At 40.7% G+C, this 16,898-nt stretch carries 15 protein-coding genes; 2 read left to right on the forward strand and 13 right to left on the reverse strand.

Annotation, left to right across the window (positions count from 1 at the left end):
• The first annotated feature begins 1 nt into the window (after position 1).
• A complete protein-coding gene (locus LEP1GSC195_RS06105) occupies positions 2-397 on the forward strand; it encodes a hypothetical protein (RefSeq protein ID WP_232227715.1) in 396 nt (131 codons plus the stop codon).
• Here LEP1GSC195_RS06105 and LEP1GSC195_RS06110 read toward each other — a convergent pair.
• The 8 genes from LEP1GSC195_RS06110 to recN all read right to left on the reverse strand — a co-directional run bounded on the left by LEP1GSC195_RS06110 (position 380) and on the right by recN (position 10,753).
• A complete protein-coding gene (locus LEP1GSC195_RS06110; protein ID WP_015681308.1) occupies positions 380-1,519 on the reverse strand; it encodes a glycosyltransferase family 4 protein in 1,140 nt (379 codons plus the stop codon). The two genes, LEP1GSC195_RS06105 and LEP1GSC195_RS06110, sit on opposite strands and share 18 nt — an antisense overlap.
• Entirely contained in the window at positions 1,513-2,382 is an 870-nt protein-coding gene (locus tag LEP1GSC195_RS06115) for a 3'(2'),5'-bisphosphate nucleotidase CysQ (RefSeq protein WP_015680794.1), read from the reverse strand. Before LEP1GSC195_RS06115 ends, LEP1GSC195_RS06110 begins: the two co-directional genes overlap by 7 nt.
• A gap of 18 nt (positions 2,383-2,400) precedes the next feature.
• A complete protein-coding gene (locus tag LEP1GSC195_RS06120) occupies positions 2,401-2,829 on the reverse strand; it encodes an LIC11625 family surface-exposed protein (protein WP_015681834.1) in 429 nt (142 codons plus the stop codon).
• Between the two features lie 18 nt (positions 2,830-2,847).
• A complete protein-coding gene (locus LEP1GSC195_RS06125) occupies positions 2,848-5,031 on the reverse strand; it encodes an ATP-dependent helicase (RefSeq protein ID WP_015682475.1) in 2,184 nt (727 codons plus the stop codon).
• Positions 5,032-7,908: a BamA/OMP85 family outer membrane protein gene (locus LEP1GSC195_RS06130; RefSeq protein ID WP_015680569.1), complete on the reverse strand. Its 2,877-nt coding sequence runs from the start codon at positions 7,906-7,908 to the stop codon at positions 5,032-5,034.
• Positions 7,909-7,912: 4 nt separating this feature from the next.
• Positions 7,913-8,344: an ExbD/TolR family protein gene (locus tag LEP1GSC195_RS06135; protein WP_015681149.1), complete on the reverse strand. Its 432-nt coding sequence runs from the start codon at positions 8,342-8,344 to the stop codon at positions 7,913-7,915.
• A 9-nt stretch (positions 8,345-8,353) separates the two neighbouring features.
• Positions 8,354-8,968, reverse strand: a complete 615-nt coding sequence (locus tag LEP1GSC195_RS06140; RefSeq protein ID WP_002987042.1) for a MotA/TolQ/ExbB proton channel family protein — start codon at positions 8,966-8,968, stop codon at positions 8,354-8,356.
• 75 nt (positions 8,969-9,043) lie between these two features.
• Entirely contained in the window at positions 9,044-10,753 is a 1,710-nt protein-coding gene (gene recN / locus LEP1GSC195_RS06145; RefSeq protein ID WP_015682555.1) for a DNA repair protein RecN, read from the reverse strand.
• 129 nt (positions 10,754-10,882) lie between these two features.
• On the opposite strand from recN, the gene LEP1GSC195_RS06150 reads away from it, so the two are divergent.
• The gene (locus LEP1GSC195_RS06150; protein WP_015681797.1) at positions 10,883-12,589 is read left to right on the forward strand and encodes a patatin-like phospholipase family protein; all 1,707 of its coding nucleotides are present in this window, start codon (positions 10,883-10,885) and stop codon (positions 12,587-12,589) included.
• On the opposite strand, the gene LEP1GSC195_RS06155 is transcribed toward LEP1GSC195_RS06150, so the two are convergent.
• The 5 genes from LEP1GSC195_RS06155 to LEP1GSC195_RS06175 form a co-directional block, all read right to left on the reverse strand.
• Positions 12,586-13,587 carry a PLP-dependent cysteine synthase family protein gene (locus tag LEP1GSC195_RS06155; RefSeq protein ID WP_015681015.1) on the reverse strand — a complete coding sequence of 334 codons (1,002 nt, stop codon included), beginning with the start codon at positions 13,585-13,587 and terminating at the stop codon, positions 12,586-12,588. The two genes, LEP1GSC195_RS06150 and LEP1GSC195_RS06155, sit on opposite strands and share 4 nt — an antisense overlap.
• A complete protein-coding gene (locus LEP1GSC195_RS06160) occupies positions 13,587-13,964 on the reverse strand; it encodes an FKBP-type peptidyl-prolyl cis-trans isomerase (protein ID WP_015682011.1) in 378 nt (125 codons plus the stop codon). Before LEP1GSC195_RS06160 ends, LEP1GSC195_RS06155 begins: the two co-directional genes overlap by 1 nt.
• A gap of 7 nt (positions 13,965-13,971) precedes the next feature.
• The gene (gene leuD, locus LEP1GSC195_RS06165) at positions 13,972-14,598 is read right to left on the reverse strand and encodes a 3-isopropylmalate dehydratase small subunit (protein ID WP_015681509.1); all 627 of its coding nucleotides are present in this window, start codon (positions 14,596-14,598) and stop codon (positions 13,972-13,974) included.
• Between the two features lies 1 nt (position 14,599).
• A complete protein-coding gene (gene leuC / locus LEP1GSC195_RS06170; protein WP_015682036.1) occupies positions 14,600-15,994 on the reverse strand; it encodes a 3-isopropylmalate dehydratase large subunit in 1,395 nt (464 codons plus the stop codon).
• 77 nt (positions 15,995-16,071) lie between these two features.
• The gene (locus LEP1GSC195_RS06175; RefSeq protein ID WP_232227716.1) at positions 16,072-16,890 is read right to left on the reverse strand and encodes a hypothetical protein; all 819 of its coding nucleotides are present in this window, start codon (positions 16,888-16,890) and stop codon (positions 16,072-16,074) included.
• Positions 16,891-16,898 lie beyond the last annotated feature (8 nt).

Below are 16,898 nucleotides of genomic sequence, written 5' to 3' on the forward strand. Positions count from 1 at the left end.
TTTGAATTCACTGATTTATAATTACTTTTCCAATTTTGACGAATGGAATGATTACGTAAAGGGAAACTGGAGTGGAAAAGGAATTTCTATGATTCCTTCCACTGTGCAACCTTATGAAACGGGTGATGAAACAACCGTTATCTGGAAAGCAAACCTGAAAGAAATCAAATCTCATTTTAAACGAGGAAAATCCGAGTTTTCTTTGACTTGGTTACTGGAATCGGAAGTCCTCTGCGACAGAATCAAACTGATTGCCAAAGATGCAGATTGGGAATGCGAAATCCAAGCCATGACAAGAGATCGCTTTCATCTCCATGTACTCCCGAAATCAGATAAATCTAAGATTCTGTATTCCGGAGTTGTCACCAAAAAGAAGGGGCTATTCTCCTTCCTCTAGAACTTTACGAAAGACCTCTTCGGTAATCTTTGCCGCATTTTCCCAAGTAAATTCCTCAATCGATACTGCTTGGGGGGCTGGATGTTCAAAAAATTTTTTAATGGTTTCTGCCCAGAGTTTTGCATCTTCCTTGGTTTGGTAAGGAAGGTAAGTAACACCCTCTTTTCCAATTTCATGGAAGGTGGGGATATCAGAAACAATACAAGGCAATCCATGAAATATGGCTTCCACCATAGGAATTCCAAATCCTTCATATTTACTGGCAAAGGCAAATAAACCAGCTCTTTTGTAGAGGTGTTGCAGCTCAGAATCGGAAACAGAATCTAAAATATAGATGTCTTTATACAAAGCACGCTCTTGTAATAGTTCTTCGATAAATTCATGTGACTCCCAACCGATTTTCCCGACAATCACCCATGGACGGTAGTGGTGAGGATCGAGTTTGCGATATTCGCGATAGGCATTCAATAAAAAAGGATAGTTCTTTCTTGGTTCAATCGTGGAAACCGATAATAAATAATCAGTGCCTAAGTCCTTCACCCTGTTGGACGGTTCTGTTTCTAAAAGTTTTGTCATTTCCACAGGATTCACTCCTGGATAAGACACTCCGGTTTGGTCCACAGGATATCCAAACTTACGGCACATATCATCACTTGTTTGTTTAGAGATCGAAAGAATAAAACTTGACCGCCTAACAGAATAACTCTGAAAAAGCCTCTGTTGGACTTTCGCAATCCAACGCATCGTCTCAGGATATAGGTATAAAACCAGATCACAATAGGTAAGGACCGCACGTAGAGCTCTTGGTAAAAAAGGAGGTAATACTTGTTGGGAACCCCAAAACAAATCGATTCTATTCTTTAGTAAATAAAATGGAATGTAGAGATTGTAATACAACCCTCCTTTCCATTTCAAAAAACCACCACCTGAAACCCAGGTGACATTGGGTAAAGTTAAAACCGCCTTATGGTCATCATGAATAGGTAAATGTGAGAATAAAAAGAAGTCATATTCCTCTTTATGTGGAAACGCCTTTAAGGTTTCCGCAATGAGTCGCCCTACTCCAGACACTCTTGTGGAGAGTGGTCTTGCATCTAAACCAATCCGTTTTGTCTTTACCATCGTTCCTTTACCTTAAGCGACAATTGGTGAAAGTCAATTTTGGATTCCAAATATTGGATTGCCGTCTTTTTACCCGCCACCAAACCAAAAGAAAGTGTATTTGGTTGATTGAATTGATACTTGTTATCTTTCAAAGGAAAACAAGTAAAGTTATCTTCATCCAAAAGAGCAATTCCACCGCAAATATCCCATTCATTTTTAGGTTTTAACGAGACAATGAGATCAATAAACCCGGCAGACAATAACCCCAGTTTATAGGCGATACTCCCCATCGAACGAATTTCAAAGTCATCATGCCAAAAAGAATCAGCAAATAAACCTTCCTTCATTTCAGATAAGGACACAAGTAAAATTGGTTTATTTGTAACAGGCTTCAATTCATCTAACGGATGCAATATGGAGCCACTTTCTACAACTAAGGTTCTAAAGTTCTCTTCTGTTGCAAAAGGAGCTTGTAATTTAGCAAAAAAAGTATTTCGATTTTTAGAAAAAAACTCACCCGTGGCAGGATTGAAGATTACTCCCCAAATGGCTTCACCGTTACGAACAAGACCCAAACTGAGCGCGAACTGATCATTCTTTTTTACAAACTCACGAGTTCCATCAATAGGGTCTAAGATCCAAACCCATTCCTTGTCCAAACGTCTGTTTGTATCGGTTTTTTCTTCCGATAAAAATCCATGATTCGGAAATCGAGCAGAGATTTTTTCGAATAGAAACTCACTCGCAAACAAATCCGCTTCAGTAACTGGGTCATTGCCACCCTTGTCGCGAATTTGAAAGTCTGATTTATAAATGGAAAGGATTGAGTCCCCAACAGATAATACCCACCGCCAAACTTCCTGAAAATCTCTTTCTTCCATTCCGTCCTTATAGGAAATCTAATTCTTTTTTTCTTCTTTGTGTGCGTTCGAACCTAGGTCCAAACCGTCCGGTTTCTCCAAAACAATTTCTTCCGAGGGAGATGTTATGTATGTCTCAGGATCTACTGGAAACTGATATTGAAAATAAAAGTTCTTATATTTTACAAAAAAAGTATTGGTTCCTTCTGGACGTTCCGTTTGTAAGTCCTGGAATTTTAGATCCTTTAAATCTCTTTTAGGATTGGAAAGGCGTTTGGATAGTGTACTACGAACTGAACTTACCATATTGGTTTCGAAATTCTTCTTTTTCTGATCCTCGGTAAGTTTTGGATTTCTAAGATAGTCTTCTAGTTTTGTAAACTCTTCCGCCAAACCAGCATTTTGTTGTGCGTAAACAAAACTAACCGGCAATAATACTAAAATACTTAAAATCCAAACTCGTTTCATTGTCATTCCTCTTCTAGTTCATGAAATTATCTCTAATGGTGTATATGCCAATAAGAATTTTTTATCCAAATGAGAACCAAAACGAACTTCTACCTTACGGTTGTCTCCCGATCCAGAAATGGTTAAGATACGTCCTTCTCCGTAAACTTTGTGGCGTACTTTTGTTCCCACTTGGAAGTTTCCATCACCGGCTTTCGCCTGAACAGTTTCGAACTTTTCTTCCGATTTTTGAAACCTTTCGGCTCTCGGTGTAAACTCAGGCCTTCTCACTCCATACCGGTTCTCTGTAAACTCACCTTCTACAAACTCGCTGGGAAGTTCTTCCAAAAATTGGGAAGGAAGCCTTGCATCCACGTCTCCAAATTTTCTCGTGAATCTTGAAAAACTAATTTCGAGATTCTTCCTGGCCCGGGTGATCGCCACATAAGCAAGCCTTCGTTCTTCCTCTACTCCATCCGGCGAATCAATAGATAGAAAATGAGGGAAGGTTCCTTCTTCCATTCCTGCCATAAATACATGTTGGAATTCCAAACCCTTTGCATTATGGACAGTCATAAGAATCACATAATCTGGCAAATCTTTGGTATTGTCTTCACTTGTGATAAGAGAAATATTTCCTAGGTATTCTTCCAGTGTGGCTTCGGGATTATTTTCCTCAAATTCTTTAAGAGCATTTACAAATTCATTTAAGTTGGAGAGTCTAGAAAATGAATCTTCTGTTCCTTCATTTTCTAAAAACTCTCTATATCCAGAATGTTCTAAAACTTCATAAGCAATTTCGGAAGGTGTTTTTTTACCCAAGTCTTCCATGGCCGAATCAAACATTCGATACAAGGAAGATAACTTCTGTAAGGTTCCCTTTTTGATCTCAGGAACAGTTTTCCCCAAACATTCAAATAAAGAAAGACCTTCGTTTACGGAATAGGATAACAAACGACTCACTGTTGTATCGCCAATTCCCCTTGGCGGTGAATTAATGATACGAAGCAGAGAAGTGGAATCCACAGGATTTACAACGACAGAAAGGTAAGCAATTAAGTCCTTAACCTCTTTCCTATCAAAGAACCGAAACCCACCAAAAATTTTATAAGGAATTGCTCTTTTCCGCAAAGCTTCCTCAAAATATCGAGACTGAGAATTTGTTCGATAAAACACGGCAAAGTTGGAATACTTTTGCCCCTTTCTCACTCCCGCTTGGATTTTTTGAACAATCCCTTCGGCTTCTTCCATTTCATTTTGGTAGGAAGTTACTTTGATTTTATCTCCCATCGGATTTTCTGTCCTAAGGGTTTTGCTCGTTCTTTGTTTGTTATTTGAAATAAGAGCTGCGGCAGTTTCAATGATGGTTTTAGTAGAACGATAGTTCTCTTCCAATTTGACGACAACGGCATCTGGATAATCTTTTTTGAAATTTAGAATATTCGAAATATCTGCTCCACGCCAAGAATAAATAGACTGATCATCATCTCCAACAACACAAAGGTTTTTGTGAAAAGAAGATAGAGATTGGACAAGGTGGTATTGAATTTTATTTGTATCTTGGTATTCATCTACCATGATGTATTTCCAGAGTCTTTGGTATTTCTCTAAAATTACCGGAAAGTCTCGAAACAAAATTACTGTTTTTAATATGAGGTCACCAAAATCTAAAGCATTCCTTAAGTCTTTGCGTTTTTCGTATTCTAAAAAGACTGATGCGATCGTTTTTGTATAAGAATCATCTGCTTTCTTTTTTGCGTATTCCTCTGCCGTCATAAAGGAATCTTTTGTAGATGAAAAAGTATTGGCAAGACTTGAGGGCCGAAACTCTTTTGTATCCATATCCTTGGATTTTAAAATTTCTTTGATGAGCGACTCTTGCATATCACTGTCATATACAGTGAAATTACTCCCAAGGCCCAATACCTTACCTTCCCTGCGTAACAAATACAAACAAAGTGAGTGAAAGGTCCGAACGAAAGGTTCACCGTTTCCTTCCGGTAACAAACTCCGGCACCGGATTCGCATTTCTTCTGCTGCTTTGTTCGTAAAAGTTACAGCAAGTATTTGATTCGGAAAAACTTTATGGTTTAAAATGAGATTAGCAATCCGGTAGGTGATGACTCGAGTTTTACCTGAACCCGCACCTGCCAAAATGAGTAGCGGTCCGTCTACGGCCTCAACAGCTTTTTTTTGTTCAGAATTGAGCCCAACTAACTCCACTTAGAATCGCATATCCCCAATACCAAAAACAAACTGGAAACTGTTATTGTCTGGATAAAGCCCAAAAGGGCGCTCGTCTACACCCGTATAACGGATCCTTTGTGCAAAATACAAGCGAAGTGGCAATACTGGAATTTGGATTCGAAGTCCAAAACCCCAGGAGAATCGGAAGTTCGACATCGATAAGTTTTTACTTGAAAGTACTAAATTGCCTGGATCGTTAACAATCAGCGGCGATTCCGGAAGTTTTTGACCATAGGAATTGTAATTTTCATACAAATAAGTTTCCACAGGTTCTGACACTCTTTGTGCTCGGACTAAAGAATCATAATTCTTAAAGAACTCCTTTCTCTCGCCGACCGCCCGGTTGATTTGTTCATACATAGCACCTCCGTCGAAGAAAACAACAAACCAGAGTAACGAAGGTTCGATGGGGAATCTTAACTCAGATGTAAACAAAACTCGGCTAGAGGCGCCATCTTTCCACTCGTCAGGATAGTATTTATCATCAAAAAACCAACCACGGAGAGATTCATATCCCCCGAGGAATAACCTGTCCTGAACTTGAATGTAAGGGATTCGTTCTTTATCTTGATTTTTATACTTTGGAGTTCTTTCGAAAGTAAAAACTGATGATGTTCTAAACTGCTGGACAACACGCCATCGCCTAAGTGCGTTTTTGCGGATGAGACCAAAGAATGTATAATCAAACCAAGTATGATAGTATTCCAAAATTGGACTGAATTGGTCGAAATGTGACTCTCCACCGAGAAATTGACCCACGTTGTCTACGGAGAAAATTAAGTTAAATCCTTGAGTCGAATTGAATACGTTATCCCTACTATCATAAGCAATACCATTGGTAAGTTGCGAACGAAACTGCCAACCACGATCTACTTCGGCTAATACTTGGTCAGATACAAGCGAAGTTGGTCGAGTTGATGCAAAAAATGATGGTGAATAACGATGGAAGTGGGTCCAGTTGATTAAAAATCTATGCCCAAGTCCCGCACTCACACCAACCCCAGATCGTTCATAGGAGGCAACTTCCTTAATCCCTTGGTTGTTGTTCTCTGTAATGGAAGTAGCACCTACAAACAAAGTTCGTGATGAATAAAATGCGGAAAGAGTGAGTGACCAAGGTTTGTCCATGAACCATGGTTCCGTCCAAGAAATTTGCAAATAACGGCGGATAGGTCCAAATTCGACTCGACCAGTGATTTGTTGTCCAGTTCCGTTTAAGTTGTTCTCACCTAACTGAGTAAAAATGGAAAACCCAGTAATGGTTCCATATCCTCCCCCCATTGATACCGTTCCTGTGGGCTGTTCCACAAGTTCAATAATAAGGTTCATCTTGGTTTCATCAGAACCAGGTCGCATATTAAAGTTTACTTCTTTAAAGTAACCTAAGTTAAAGATACGTTCCCTTGACCTGTTCACAAGAGTGGAGTTAAAAAGATCACCAGGTTTAAAAAGAAGTTCTCTTCGAACCACACGGTCTTGCGTCTTTTTATTACCTTTGATAATAATATTTTCAATAAAAGCTAAATTGTTTTCGCGAATCGTAAAGTCTACGTGAATGAATTTTTTGCCTCGGAGTTTCGGTTCCTCTTCGTAAACTTTTCTTAACCTAGCAACATTAAGACGATTGTATTCCTCATTACAATCGGAAACTGCATCGGCACTACCTCGTTTGTCACAATTCTCATAACGCGATAAGGAAGCATCACTGAGTTCAATCACTTTCCGGCGAGGAATCACTTGAGCAAACAAATATCCTTTGGCAGAATATGCTTCGTTGATCGAGGCTCTATCTTTCTGAAATTTAGTTTCATCAAAAACTTCACCCACATCGGCAGGTGCAAATTCAAATTGATCCTCTAAATATTTAACAGGATAAACTGGAGACCATTCCTCTTTCGGGGTTCCCACTGGATTATTTTCTTTGTTTAAAAATTGCGGCATCCCACTAGGAGCAATGGTCATGTCATGACTTGTAGAATATCCGTTATAAAAATACTGCTCACCTTCACTGATCTTAAAATTAACAATAACAACACGTTTGTCTTTCTTTTGTGGGTTTTCCCAACGAATTTCCCAATTGGTTCCTTCATTACTGAGTTCGGCGTCGACATATCCTTTTGATTTTAGGTAAGCAGAGATTTTTTGTTTATCTGATTCAAAAGCGGATTCTTTAAACACACCCGACTCAATAATCCCGCTTTCCTTTAAATCCATGATACCTTGGATATCATAAGTATCGATTTCACTATTCCCGAAGATATTGATTTTGCTGACAGGAATTTCTTCCCCTTCATCGATAATGAACTTCACCTTAACCGTGTTAGTATCTGGATTTACAGGTTCAGTTTCAAATCGAACATAAGCGAGAAAAAAACCTTCATCCCTGTATTTTTTCAAAATTACTTCTTTAGACAGAGTAACTTTTTTTGGAGTGATGACTTCGTTTTCTTTTAAGGGGATTTTATCTCGTAAGTCAGAGGGAAAAACTTCATCTGCCCCGATAAAATCGATGTCTTTCACTCGCGGTCGCTCTCTCACAACTACAAGAATTTTAACACCCTCTCCGTCCGCTTCCCCTTGGATATCAATATGATAGAAAAATCCTGAAACAAATAACGCACGCATATCTGCGTTCAAAAGTCCCTGGGACAACTGCATCCCGGGACGCATGTCCATTAAATCCAAAATGTCATCAGAGGAAGTATTGATATTTCCTTTAAACTCAACCTTGGTGATGACTTTATCTAGGTATACAGTTCGGTTCGACCAAAGGGATACCCACTCCGCCGAAACAAGTAGTAGGAGAGATAAAACAAGAAGACTTACGATTTTTATTTTTTTTCGAATATTCAAAAAATCACTTTGATGTGCCTTTTACCATTGCTAGGTTAAACCGGCTAACACCCGCAGCATTGACTGCATCGATTACCTTAACCACAACTTGGTAGGACGCACCACCATCTCCACGAATAATGACTTTGTTTTTTTTAGGGTCTCTTTCTTTTTCAGGACCAAGAAACCCATTAATCTTTTCAGTAAGCCCTTCGATGGGAACTGGTTCAGAACTTTGATCTAAATATATTTTTCCTTGTTTGTCCACAGTGATCACAAGTTCATCTTTTTGTTTCTCTTTAGCAACACTCGAAGATCGAGGTAATTCCACTTTCAAAGCCGTGTTTTTTTCCAATGTTGCATTCATCAAAAAGTAAATCACTATAAAGGATATAACATCAATTAAAGGAGCAAGCTCAATGTTATTAAATGATTTTTGCGTTTTGCGAAATTTCATTTAGTGTGTTTATTTGTTTAGGTGCGGTAACACCAAATCAGTTACGTTTTCCATTTCCGTAATTCTTTCCTCTTTCATTCGAGAAAAAAGATTATAAAAAATGTAAGCGGGGATGGCGATTCCAAGACCCATCGCGGTAGTAATCAACGCCTCTGAAATTCCTACTTCAGCACCTTGTGTTCCTGCACCTTCCGCGAAGGAACGCACAATCCCAATGACTGTCCCGAGGACACCAAGTAAGGGAGCGATGGTAGCAATTGTTCCGAGACCAGTCAAATAACGTTCCATCAAATAAATTTGACGAAAACCCTCTTGTCGTATGTCTTCTTCCCAAAACTGAATGCCACGGCGTTTGAGATCAAATGCCATACGAAGTAAAACTGCTGCCGGTGACTGAACGTCTTGACCGAGTACATCTTTTGCCTCATCCCATTTTTGTTCACGAGCCAATTCCCTGACACGACGGAAATGATCTTGAGGAATGGCTTTTAGTTTCCAGTAATAAACAAGTCGTTCCACAATGATGGTAAAACCAACGATGGATACAAAGATGATTAGAATGGGTATGGTTTGCGGAGGAACCGAGGAAATGATTGAATCTGATTTAGCGAAAGGAAAAAACATGAATGGGACCCCATTGAAGGATTACGAATAGAGTTTTCAGTCTTCCCTTTTTCGCCAAATACTATTTTTACGCCCCTACCCAGCTTTTTTCATGAGTAAATCCGTGGCAGCTTTTAGCACTGCTGAGGTCAGTTGTTTACCTCCGATCATCCGTGCGAGCTCCCGTTTTCTTTCTTCAAAGTCAAGAAGTGATGCATGAGACACAGTTCTTCCACCTTCTTGGCGTTTTTCGATCTTGATTTGGTGGTCCCCAGAGGCTGCTACCTGCTGGGTATGAGTAATCAGGAGAATCTGTGAGTTTCTTGCTAGTTTTTTAAGCTTTGTTGCCATTGCCTCCGCTGCCTCACCCCCAAGACCAGTATCCACCTCGTCCAATACCAGCATTTGGGGGGAAGGAGCTTGTTTTCCAAGAACACTCCGAAGGGCAAGCATCACCCGAGACAACTCGCCACCAGAAGCTACTTTTCTGAGTGGGCGTGGTTTTTCTCCAGGATTGGCACTAAAATAAAATTCGATTTGGTCAAGACCGGATTCCGAAAGGAAATAAGATTTGGATCCTTCTTCCACTTCTCCTTCTGGATTCTCTTCCCAACGAAGAACCACTTGGAGTTTTCCTCCCTCGAGTCCCAAATCGGCCATCTCCTTTTGAACATCCTCTTCAAACTGCGAGATCACATTACGGCGCAACTTCGAAAGTTGGAATCCTAACTCTTTCATCTCGGTAAGGCATTGGTCTTTTTTGATTCGTAAAAAATCCTCATCCCCCGCTTGTTCGTTCCAACGTTCGAGTTCCAATTTTTTCTCTTCTAGTAAAAGATTGATCTCAGCCAAACTAACATTGTATTTTTTCTTGAGTTTCTTTATGTCTTGGAGTCTAGACTGGACCATATCCAATCGCTCTGGGCTAAAGAAGAGTTCTTCTTCTTCTTCTCTTATGACGGACTTTAGAGATTTTAACCTGTCATAGACTTCTTCCCATTCTTCCAACATTTCTTTTTTTTCAGGGATTAAAATGGATACCTTCTGAATGGCATGGATGAGAGTGGGAAACACTTTCAGAATCGAGTTTTCTTTTTCGGTTAATTCTTCCAACACCAAACGATAGTTCTCTGCTAGTTTTTCCCCATTGGCCAAAAGAGATTCTTCTGTTGAAAGACTTTCATCTTCCCCTTCCTTGGGAGAAATAGATTCGATCTCTTCAATTTCATATTCAAGAATCTCTTTTCGTTTGAGCATGGTACGTCTTGTTTCTTCAAAATCGATGAGTTTCTGTTTCCAATGGCGATACTGTTGTAAGGCTAATTTGAATTTATATTTCAAGGATTCCAAATTGCCGTAACGATCTAAAAATTCCAATTGGTTGGACTTTTCGAGTAGAAAGAGTTGTTCGTTTTGGCAATGGATCTCAGCCATTGTTTTTCCAAGCTCTCGTAAATGAGTGGTGGAGGCTAAACTTTCCCCAATTTTTACTCGAGCCTTTCCATCCTTCATCAGTTCTTTGGTGATGACAATTTCATCTCCCGTATAACGAAAGCCCTGTTCCATCAAATAGTCTTTGGCTAAGTTTTGGCCAGTAAGAGAAAGGACAGCCTGTAAAGAATACCTCTCCTTCCCTTGGCGGATATTGGCCGTAGAACAACGCCCTCCAAACAAGGAGGCCAATGCATCGAAAATTAAGGATTTTCCGGCACCGGATTCACCAGTAAATACAGTGAGACCATCCGAAAGGGAAAGTTCTAGGGATTCGAAGAGTGCAAAATCTTTAATTTTCAAATGTGTGATCATATAGACTCCTGTTTGCTAAACATACAATTACTACTTAACATACGGGTAGTCAATAAAATTTTTTAGAAATACACAAAAAACGAAATTTCTTTCACTTTCCTATTTGAAACTCTGGTGGAAGAGGCCCCTATGAAAGATCTAGAAGGAAAAATTCACCTTGTCTCAAGCCTACCCTTATTTCGAAGTCTCTCTCGGAAGGAAAAGGTTTGGGTGGCCGAAGCAGTTCATATTGTTGAATCCGAACGTGAGGAAATTTTATTCACAGCTGGAGATGGGAACCGAAGTTTATTTTTAATTCTATCTGGCGGGATCAAATTGTTTCTCCCCAAAAAAGGAGAAGGAAAACGCGAGGAGGAAGTTCAGTATCTCAAAAAGGGAGAATACTTCGGAATCCAATCCTTACTCACTGGAGAAAAACATAGCCATACAGCCGTTACTGTTACCGAATCAAGATTTCTTGTTTTGTCCCAATCAGGATTCCAAAAACTAATCCAAAAAATTCCTTATTTATCCATCACCTTTTCGAAAATGCTCACCAAGTCTCTCCGAGGAGAACTCCTGGGGGGACGTGAATACTTTCGTAATTCCGTAGTTTGCCTTGTTCACTCGGACCCAGTTGCCAGTGATCATTTGGCAAAAGATTTAGTCTCATCCATAGAAGAAGAATCAGGGAAAAAATCTGTTGTCCTCCACTTCTCCCAAAATGGACAAACTGATAATCCTAACGTTAAATCTTATAAATTCAAAGACTCTGATCGCATCAAAGAAACTCTCGGCAAACACTACGCAAGTCATTCTTTTATCTTTTTGGAAGTGTTTCCGGAAACAGACGAAGATCTAAAACGTTTGTTAATCGACGAAGCCGATCATATTGAAAATTATCTCTCTCCTGATAAAAAAATCAATCTATGTGATTCCATTACCAGTGAATCCAAGGAAAATGAAATTCTCTATCATGAAACCAATATCAGAGATATCCTCGACCATGGAAAATGGGAAATTCATATCAGAAGAAAGGCAAGAGAACTTTCCGGTGTCGAAATGGGAGTGGCGCTGGGTGGTGGGGCCGCTTTGGGACTTGCCCAAGTAGGGATAATGAAGGTCATGGAAGAGGAAGGAATTGTTCCCGATATGATAGCGGGAACAAGTATTGGAGCTGTCATTGGCGCTTTTTGGGCCAGTGGACTCGGTTACAAAGGCATTTTACCGCTATTAGGCGAAATCGATAGTATTTTCAAAATGTTCAAACTTGTTGATTTATCTTTTCCAGGCCAAGGACTTTTGCATGGGAAACATGTAAGATCCCTGCTCGAAAAGTATCTAGGGGATTTGTATTTTGAAGACCTCCCCATTAAACTAAGACTGATTAGTTGTGATATATCCACAAGACAAGAAATTGTCCTCTCTGAAGGAAAGGTTTTAGATGCCGTAATGGCGAGTATATCCATCCCTGGAGTGTTTGTTCCGCAACCCCAAGAAAATGGGAAAACGTATGTGGATGGAGGAATTGTGAACCCACTCCCAGTATCTGCTCTAACCCATGAAGGAGTACAGAAAATTATCGCCATCAATTCTATGCCGAGTTCCAAAGATGAGATGAAAACAAACAAACTACTGAATTTGAATGTTTTGGATATCATCGTGAATAGTTTGTATTCCCTCCAATACCGAATTGGAAAGTACAGTGCTCAGGAAGCAGATGTGTATTTGAATCCAATTCTCCCCAATTCCAATTGGTTTGAATTTTGGCGAAGTACCGAATTCATCCAATTAGGAGAAACAGTTGCCAAAAGTTCACTACCAGAACTCAAACAATTGTTTAGCGAAAAAACTTAATCTCTGTCTGGGGAGAGGATTACGATGTTAAACGGATTTCTTTCGTTTCTCTCAGACTCTGGGATGGATTCCGAAAACCGAAGGGCTCCGGTGATAACGGTGCCTGTGGTAAGGCCTGCAAAGATTCCTTCCTTTTCATAAAGGTCTGCTTGCAAGTGTAAGGCTTCGTCCTTCGTAACATGGAAATAATGGTCGATGAGTTTCGGATCATACACCGCTGGGAGTTGGATTCTTTCCCGTTCTTTGGGATTGTCAGTTTTTCCATACTCCATAAAAGGAGAATTTTGTTTTCCAGCAATGATGACTTTGACTCTGCGGTCTTGGGATTTCAAATACCGGCCAATTCCTGTAATGGCCCCACCCGATCCTGGAGCAGAAATCACAGCGCCCACTTTCCCTTGTAGGTCTCTCCAAATTTCAGGACCTGTCGTTTTAAAATGAAAATTAGGATTTGCCGGATTGGATGCTTCGTCGGGAATCCATCCACCTAACTTTTTAGCTTTTTCTTCGGCAAGGTCTGTGAGCCTACCAAGATCTGATTCATTGGTAACCGTAACTTCGGCACCATAACTTCTGAGTAATTGGATTCTTTCGGGAGTTGTCTGGAGGGGAACGAGACAAAACACAGGATACCCTTTCACTTTTCCGATCCAAGTAAAACTAACCGAAGAGGAACCTGCACCCACAAGAACGACAGGCATTCCTTTTTTTAGCTTCCCTCTTCTTTCCGCATCCAAATACATAGCAAGGGCAGTTCGGTCTTTGGCCGAACCAGTAGGATTTAAAAATTCGGCTTTCAAATAAAACTGCACACCCGTATACTCCAATCCAATTCGATTCAATCGAATCAGCGGTGTATTTCCAATGAGTTGGAGGATATTGTCATGGATGGGTTTGGCAACGGAAAGTTCCTTTCCAAAGATACCTTGTACATTGTTAAGCGCCTGCAACAAACTATTGCCGAGGTCATCGATGCCTTTGGAAATTGGATCTATCATTATTTTACTTTAATCAGTTCCACATCAAAGATAAGTGTTGAGTTGGCAGGAATGGGACCAATGGCGCGAGCACCGTATCCAAACTGAGGAGGAATAGTAAGTTTTCTTTTTCCACCTTCTTTCATTCCTACAATCCCACGTTCCCAACCTTGGATCACTTGACCTTGGCCCAGTTGAAAACTAAAAGGTTCTCCACGATCCACAGAAGAATCAAATACCTTACCGTTAGTTAACTTTCCTGTGTAATGAACGACTACTGTCGTACCGCGAATGGCTTCTCTTCCTAACCCTTGTTTGGTGTCCTGGATAAGAAGTTCATCTGCGGAAAGTCCGCTTACTAAAAATAAAAAACCGACAAAAAGAGAAAACAGTTTCATACAACAATTATACAGTTTTTGCATACAACCAGGGAACTTCTTTTTGGTTCTTTTCCTCAAATTTTTGAATAAAATCAGCCTTTTGAAGAGTGAGTCCAATATCATCCAAACCGTTCAGAAGGCAATGTTTGCGAAACGCATCCACTTCAAATGGATATTTTTTTCCCTCTTCTGTGACCACTACTTGGTTTTCCAAATCGATTTCCAAATTGGCCCCTGGTTTTTTATCTATGGCCTGAAAGATTTCTTCTATCTGTGTTTCTGGTAAAACGATGGGTAACATACCATTTTTAAAACAGTTATTATAAAATATATCTGCGTAAGATGGGGAAAGAATGGAGCGAAATCCATAATCTTCCAATGCCCACGGAGCATGTTCTCTTGAGGATCCACAACCAAAGTTGTCCCGAGTCACAAGAATGTTTGCCCCTTGGTATCTAGGTGCATTGAGTACGAACTCAGGATTTGGTTTTTTTCCAGCATCATCTAAAAACCTCCAGTCATGGAAGAGGTGTTGTCCAAATCCAGATCTTTCAATTTTTCGAAGAAACTGCTTCGGAATGATTTGGTCCGTATCTACGTTTGCCTTATCTAGAAGAGCTGCGATTCCTTTTAATTTCGTAAATGCTTTCATCTTATTTCCACTCCCGAATGTCTCCAAAATGTCCTTCTACTGCGACTGCCGCTGCCATTGCAGGTCCTACTAGGTGGGTGCGTCCGCCTTTCCCTTGTCTTCCTTCAAAGTTTCTGTTGGAGGTGGAGGCACAGCGATCTCCCGGCGATAGAACATCATCATTCATCGCAAGGCACATAGAGCAACCTGGGTTTCTCCATTGGAAACCAGCTTCTAAAAAGATCTTATCTAAGCCTTCTTGTTCTGCTTGTCGTTTCACACGCCCTGAACCGGGAACAATGATAGCTTCTACCTCTTTACTTACCTTCTTACCCTTAACCGTATCTGCTACAACTCGAAGGTCTTCGATGCGAGAGTTCGTGCAAGATCCAATAAAAACTTTATTTACCTTCACATCGATGAGTTTTTGGCCTGGTTTTAAATCCATATAAGCAAGAGCCGACTCTGCCGATTTTTTTTGAATCGGATCAGTAAAATCTGCAGGACCCGGTACGGGAGCCGTCACAGGAATTACTTGGCCAGGAGAAGTTCCCCAAGAAACCATCGGTGCAATTTCACTTGCGTTGAGTGTAACCGTTTTATCAAACTTCGCACCAACATCCGTTGCATAAGCTTTCCACTTAGCGGCTGCTACATCAAAAGCTTCTCCCTTAGGGGCAAAGTCTCTTCCTTTAATATAATTGATAGTTGTGTCATCGGGAGAGATAAGACCAGCACGGGCACCAGCTTCAATGGCCATATTGCAGATGGTCATACGACCTTCCATACTGAGAGAACGAATCGCCTCTCCTGTGAATTCAATCACATAACCCGTGGCCCCATCCGTTCCAATTTTCCCGATAATCGCAAGAACGATATCTTTCGCAGAAACCAGCGGAGATAATTTTCCATCCACTCGAATCTCCAAAGTTTTTGGTTTCTTTTGGACGAGAGTTTGTGTCGCAAGAACATGTTCCACTTCTGAAGTTCCAATTCCAAAAGCTAGGGCACCGAAAGCACCATGAGTGGCTGTATGCGAATCTCCACAAACAATGGTCATACCAGGATGTGTGAGTCCAAGTTCTGGTGCCACCACATGAACAATTCCGTTGTCTGGGTGGTTGATATCAAATAATGTAATTCCGTTTTCTTTACAGTTGTCCATCAACGTTTGCATTTGAAGGACAGAGATAGGATCTACAGATTTCCAATCGCGAGTTCTCGTAGAAACGTTGTGATCCATAGTAGCAAAGGTGGCATCGGGACGACGAACCTTTCTATTGGTTAACTTTAGACTCTCAAAAGCCTGCGGGCTTGTTACCTCATGAACGAGGTGTCTGTCGATATAGATGAGGCAGGTTCCATCATCCTCGTGGACCAAATGGTCATTCCAAATCTTCTCAAACATGGTTTTCATAACTAGACTCCCTCACTTCCAGTCATAACTCGGACATGGGGTGGTATGTCCAGGGAATTTGAAAAAATAGAGAAGTTCTAAGGGGTTTGGATGGTAGCACCGTCTACATAGGTTCCAGAAACTCCGGTGCAATGTGTAGCGGCAGTTCCACCGCCACCACCCGTGAGAGGAGCCGTATAGACACTGATGATAAAGCCGACACTTGACTGAGTGACTTTGCAGGAGCCTACGGCACCGGTCTCAGTGCATTTAGCGGTCTGTTTAGTTCCCGACAGACAACTGGTCAGATATCCGTAATAATTTTGGCAAACCCCGGATCCCAAATCGCAAGCAAACTTAAATGTTTTTGTAGATCCACCATTCAAAATGTCGGTTAGATCGGAATCAGAAATAGCTTGTACAGGGGTTCCATCGGTAAGAACTGTCAAAGGATGGGAGCTCGGATCTTCCTTTTGGTAGAGGTAAATCAAGTAACTTCCCGATTTCGTAAAATTTATGACTGTGGCAGGAGAGTCTACCTTTGTGTATTCGGTGCCATCTTTAGCTAAGATAGCTGATGATAAATCCAATGGGCAACTACTGGATACATAAACTGTTAACTTCGCATAACGAGAAAGTACGACTCTTGTTCCAATCTGTGCTCCAGCTATTTGCATCACTGCATAATGTGTATCCCCGGCAAGAGCAAAGGAAACATTTTTGGACGTGGTTGTGATTCCCGTATACCCTGCCTTAATTTGGGTCCCCAGGCCCGCCACCGTACAACCATTAGTGCCTGATTCTTTGGCAAGTAAAAGTGAGGTAGTAGCATCGTTATTGGCAGTTTTTCCCGAACAATGGACAGTAGAAAGAATAACCACAAAAGCCAACAGCAAAACAAATTTCTTTTGTATCATCCGAATCA

It is taken from the genome of Leptospira wolbachii serovar Codice str. CDC, assembly GCF_000332515.2.
GTDB lineage: Bacteria > Spirochaetota > Leptospiria > Leptospirales > Leptospiraceae > Leptospira_A > Leptospira_A wolbachii.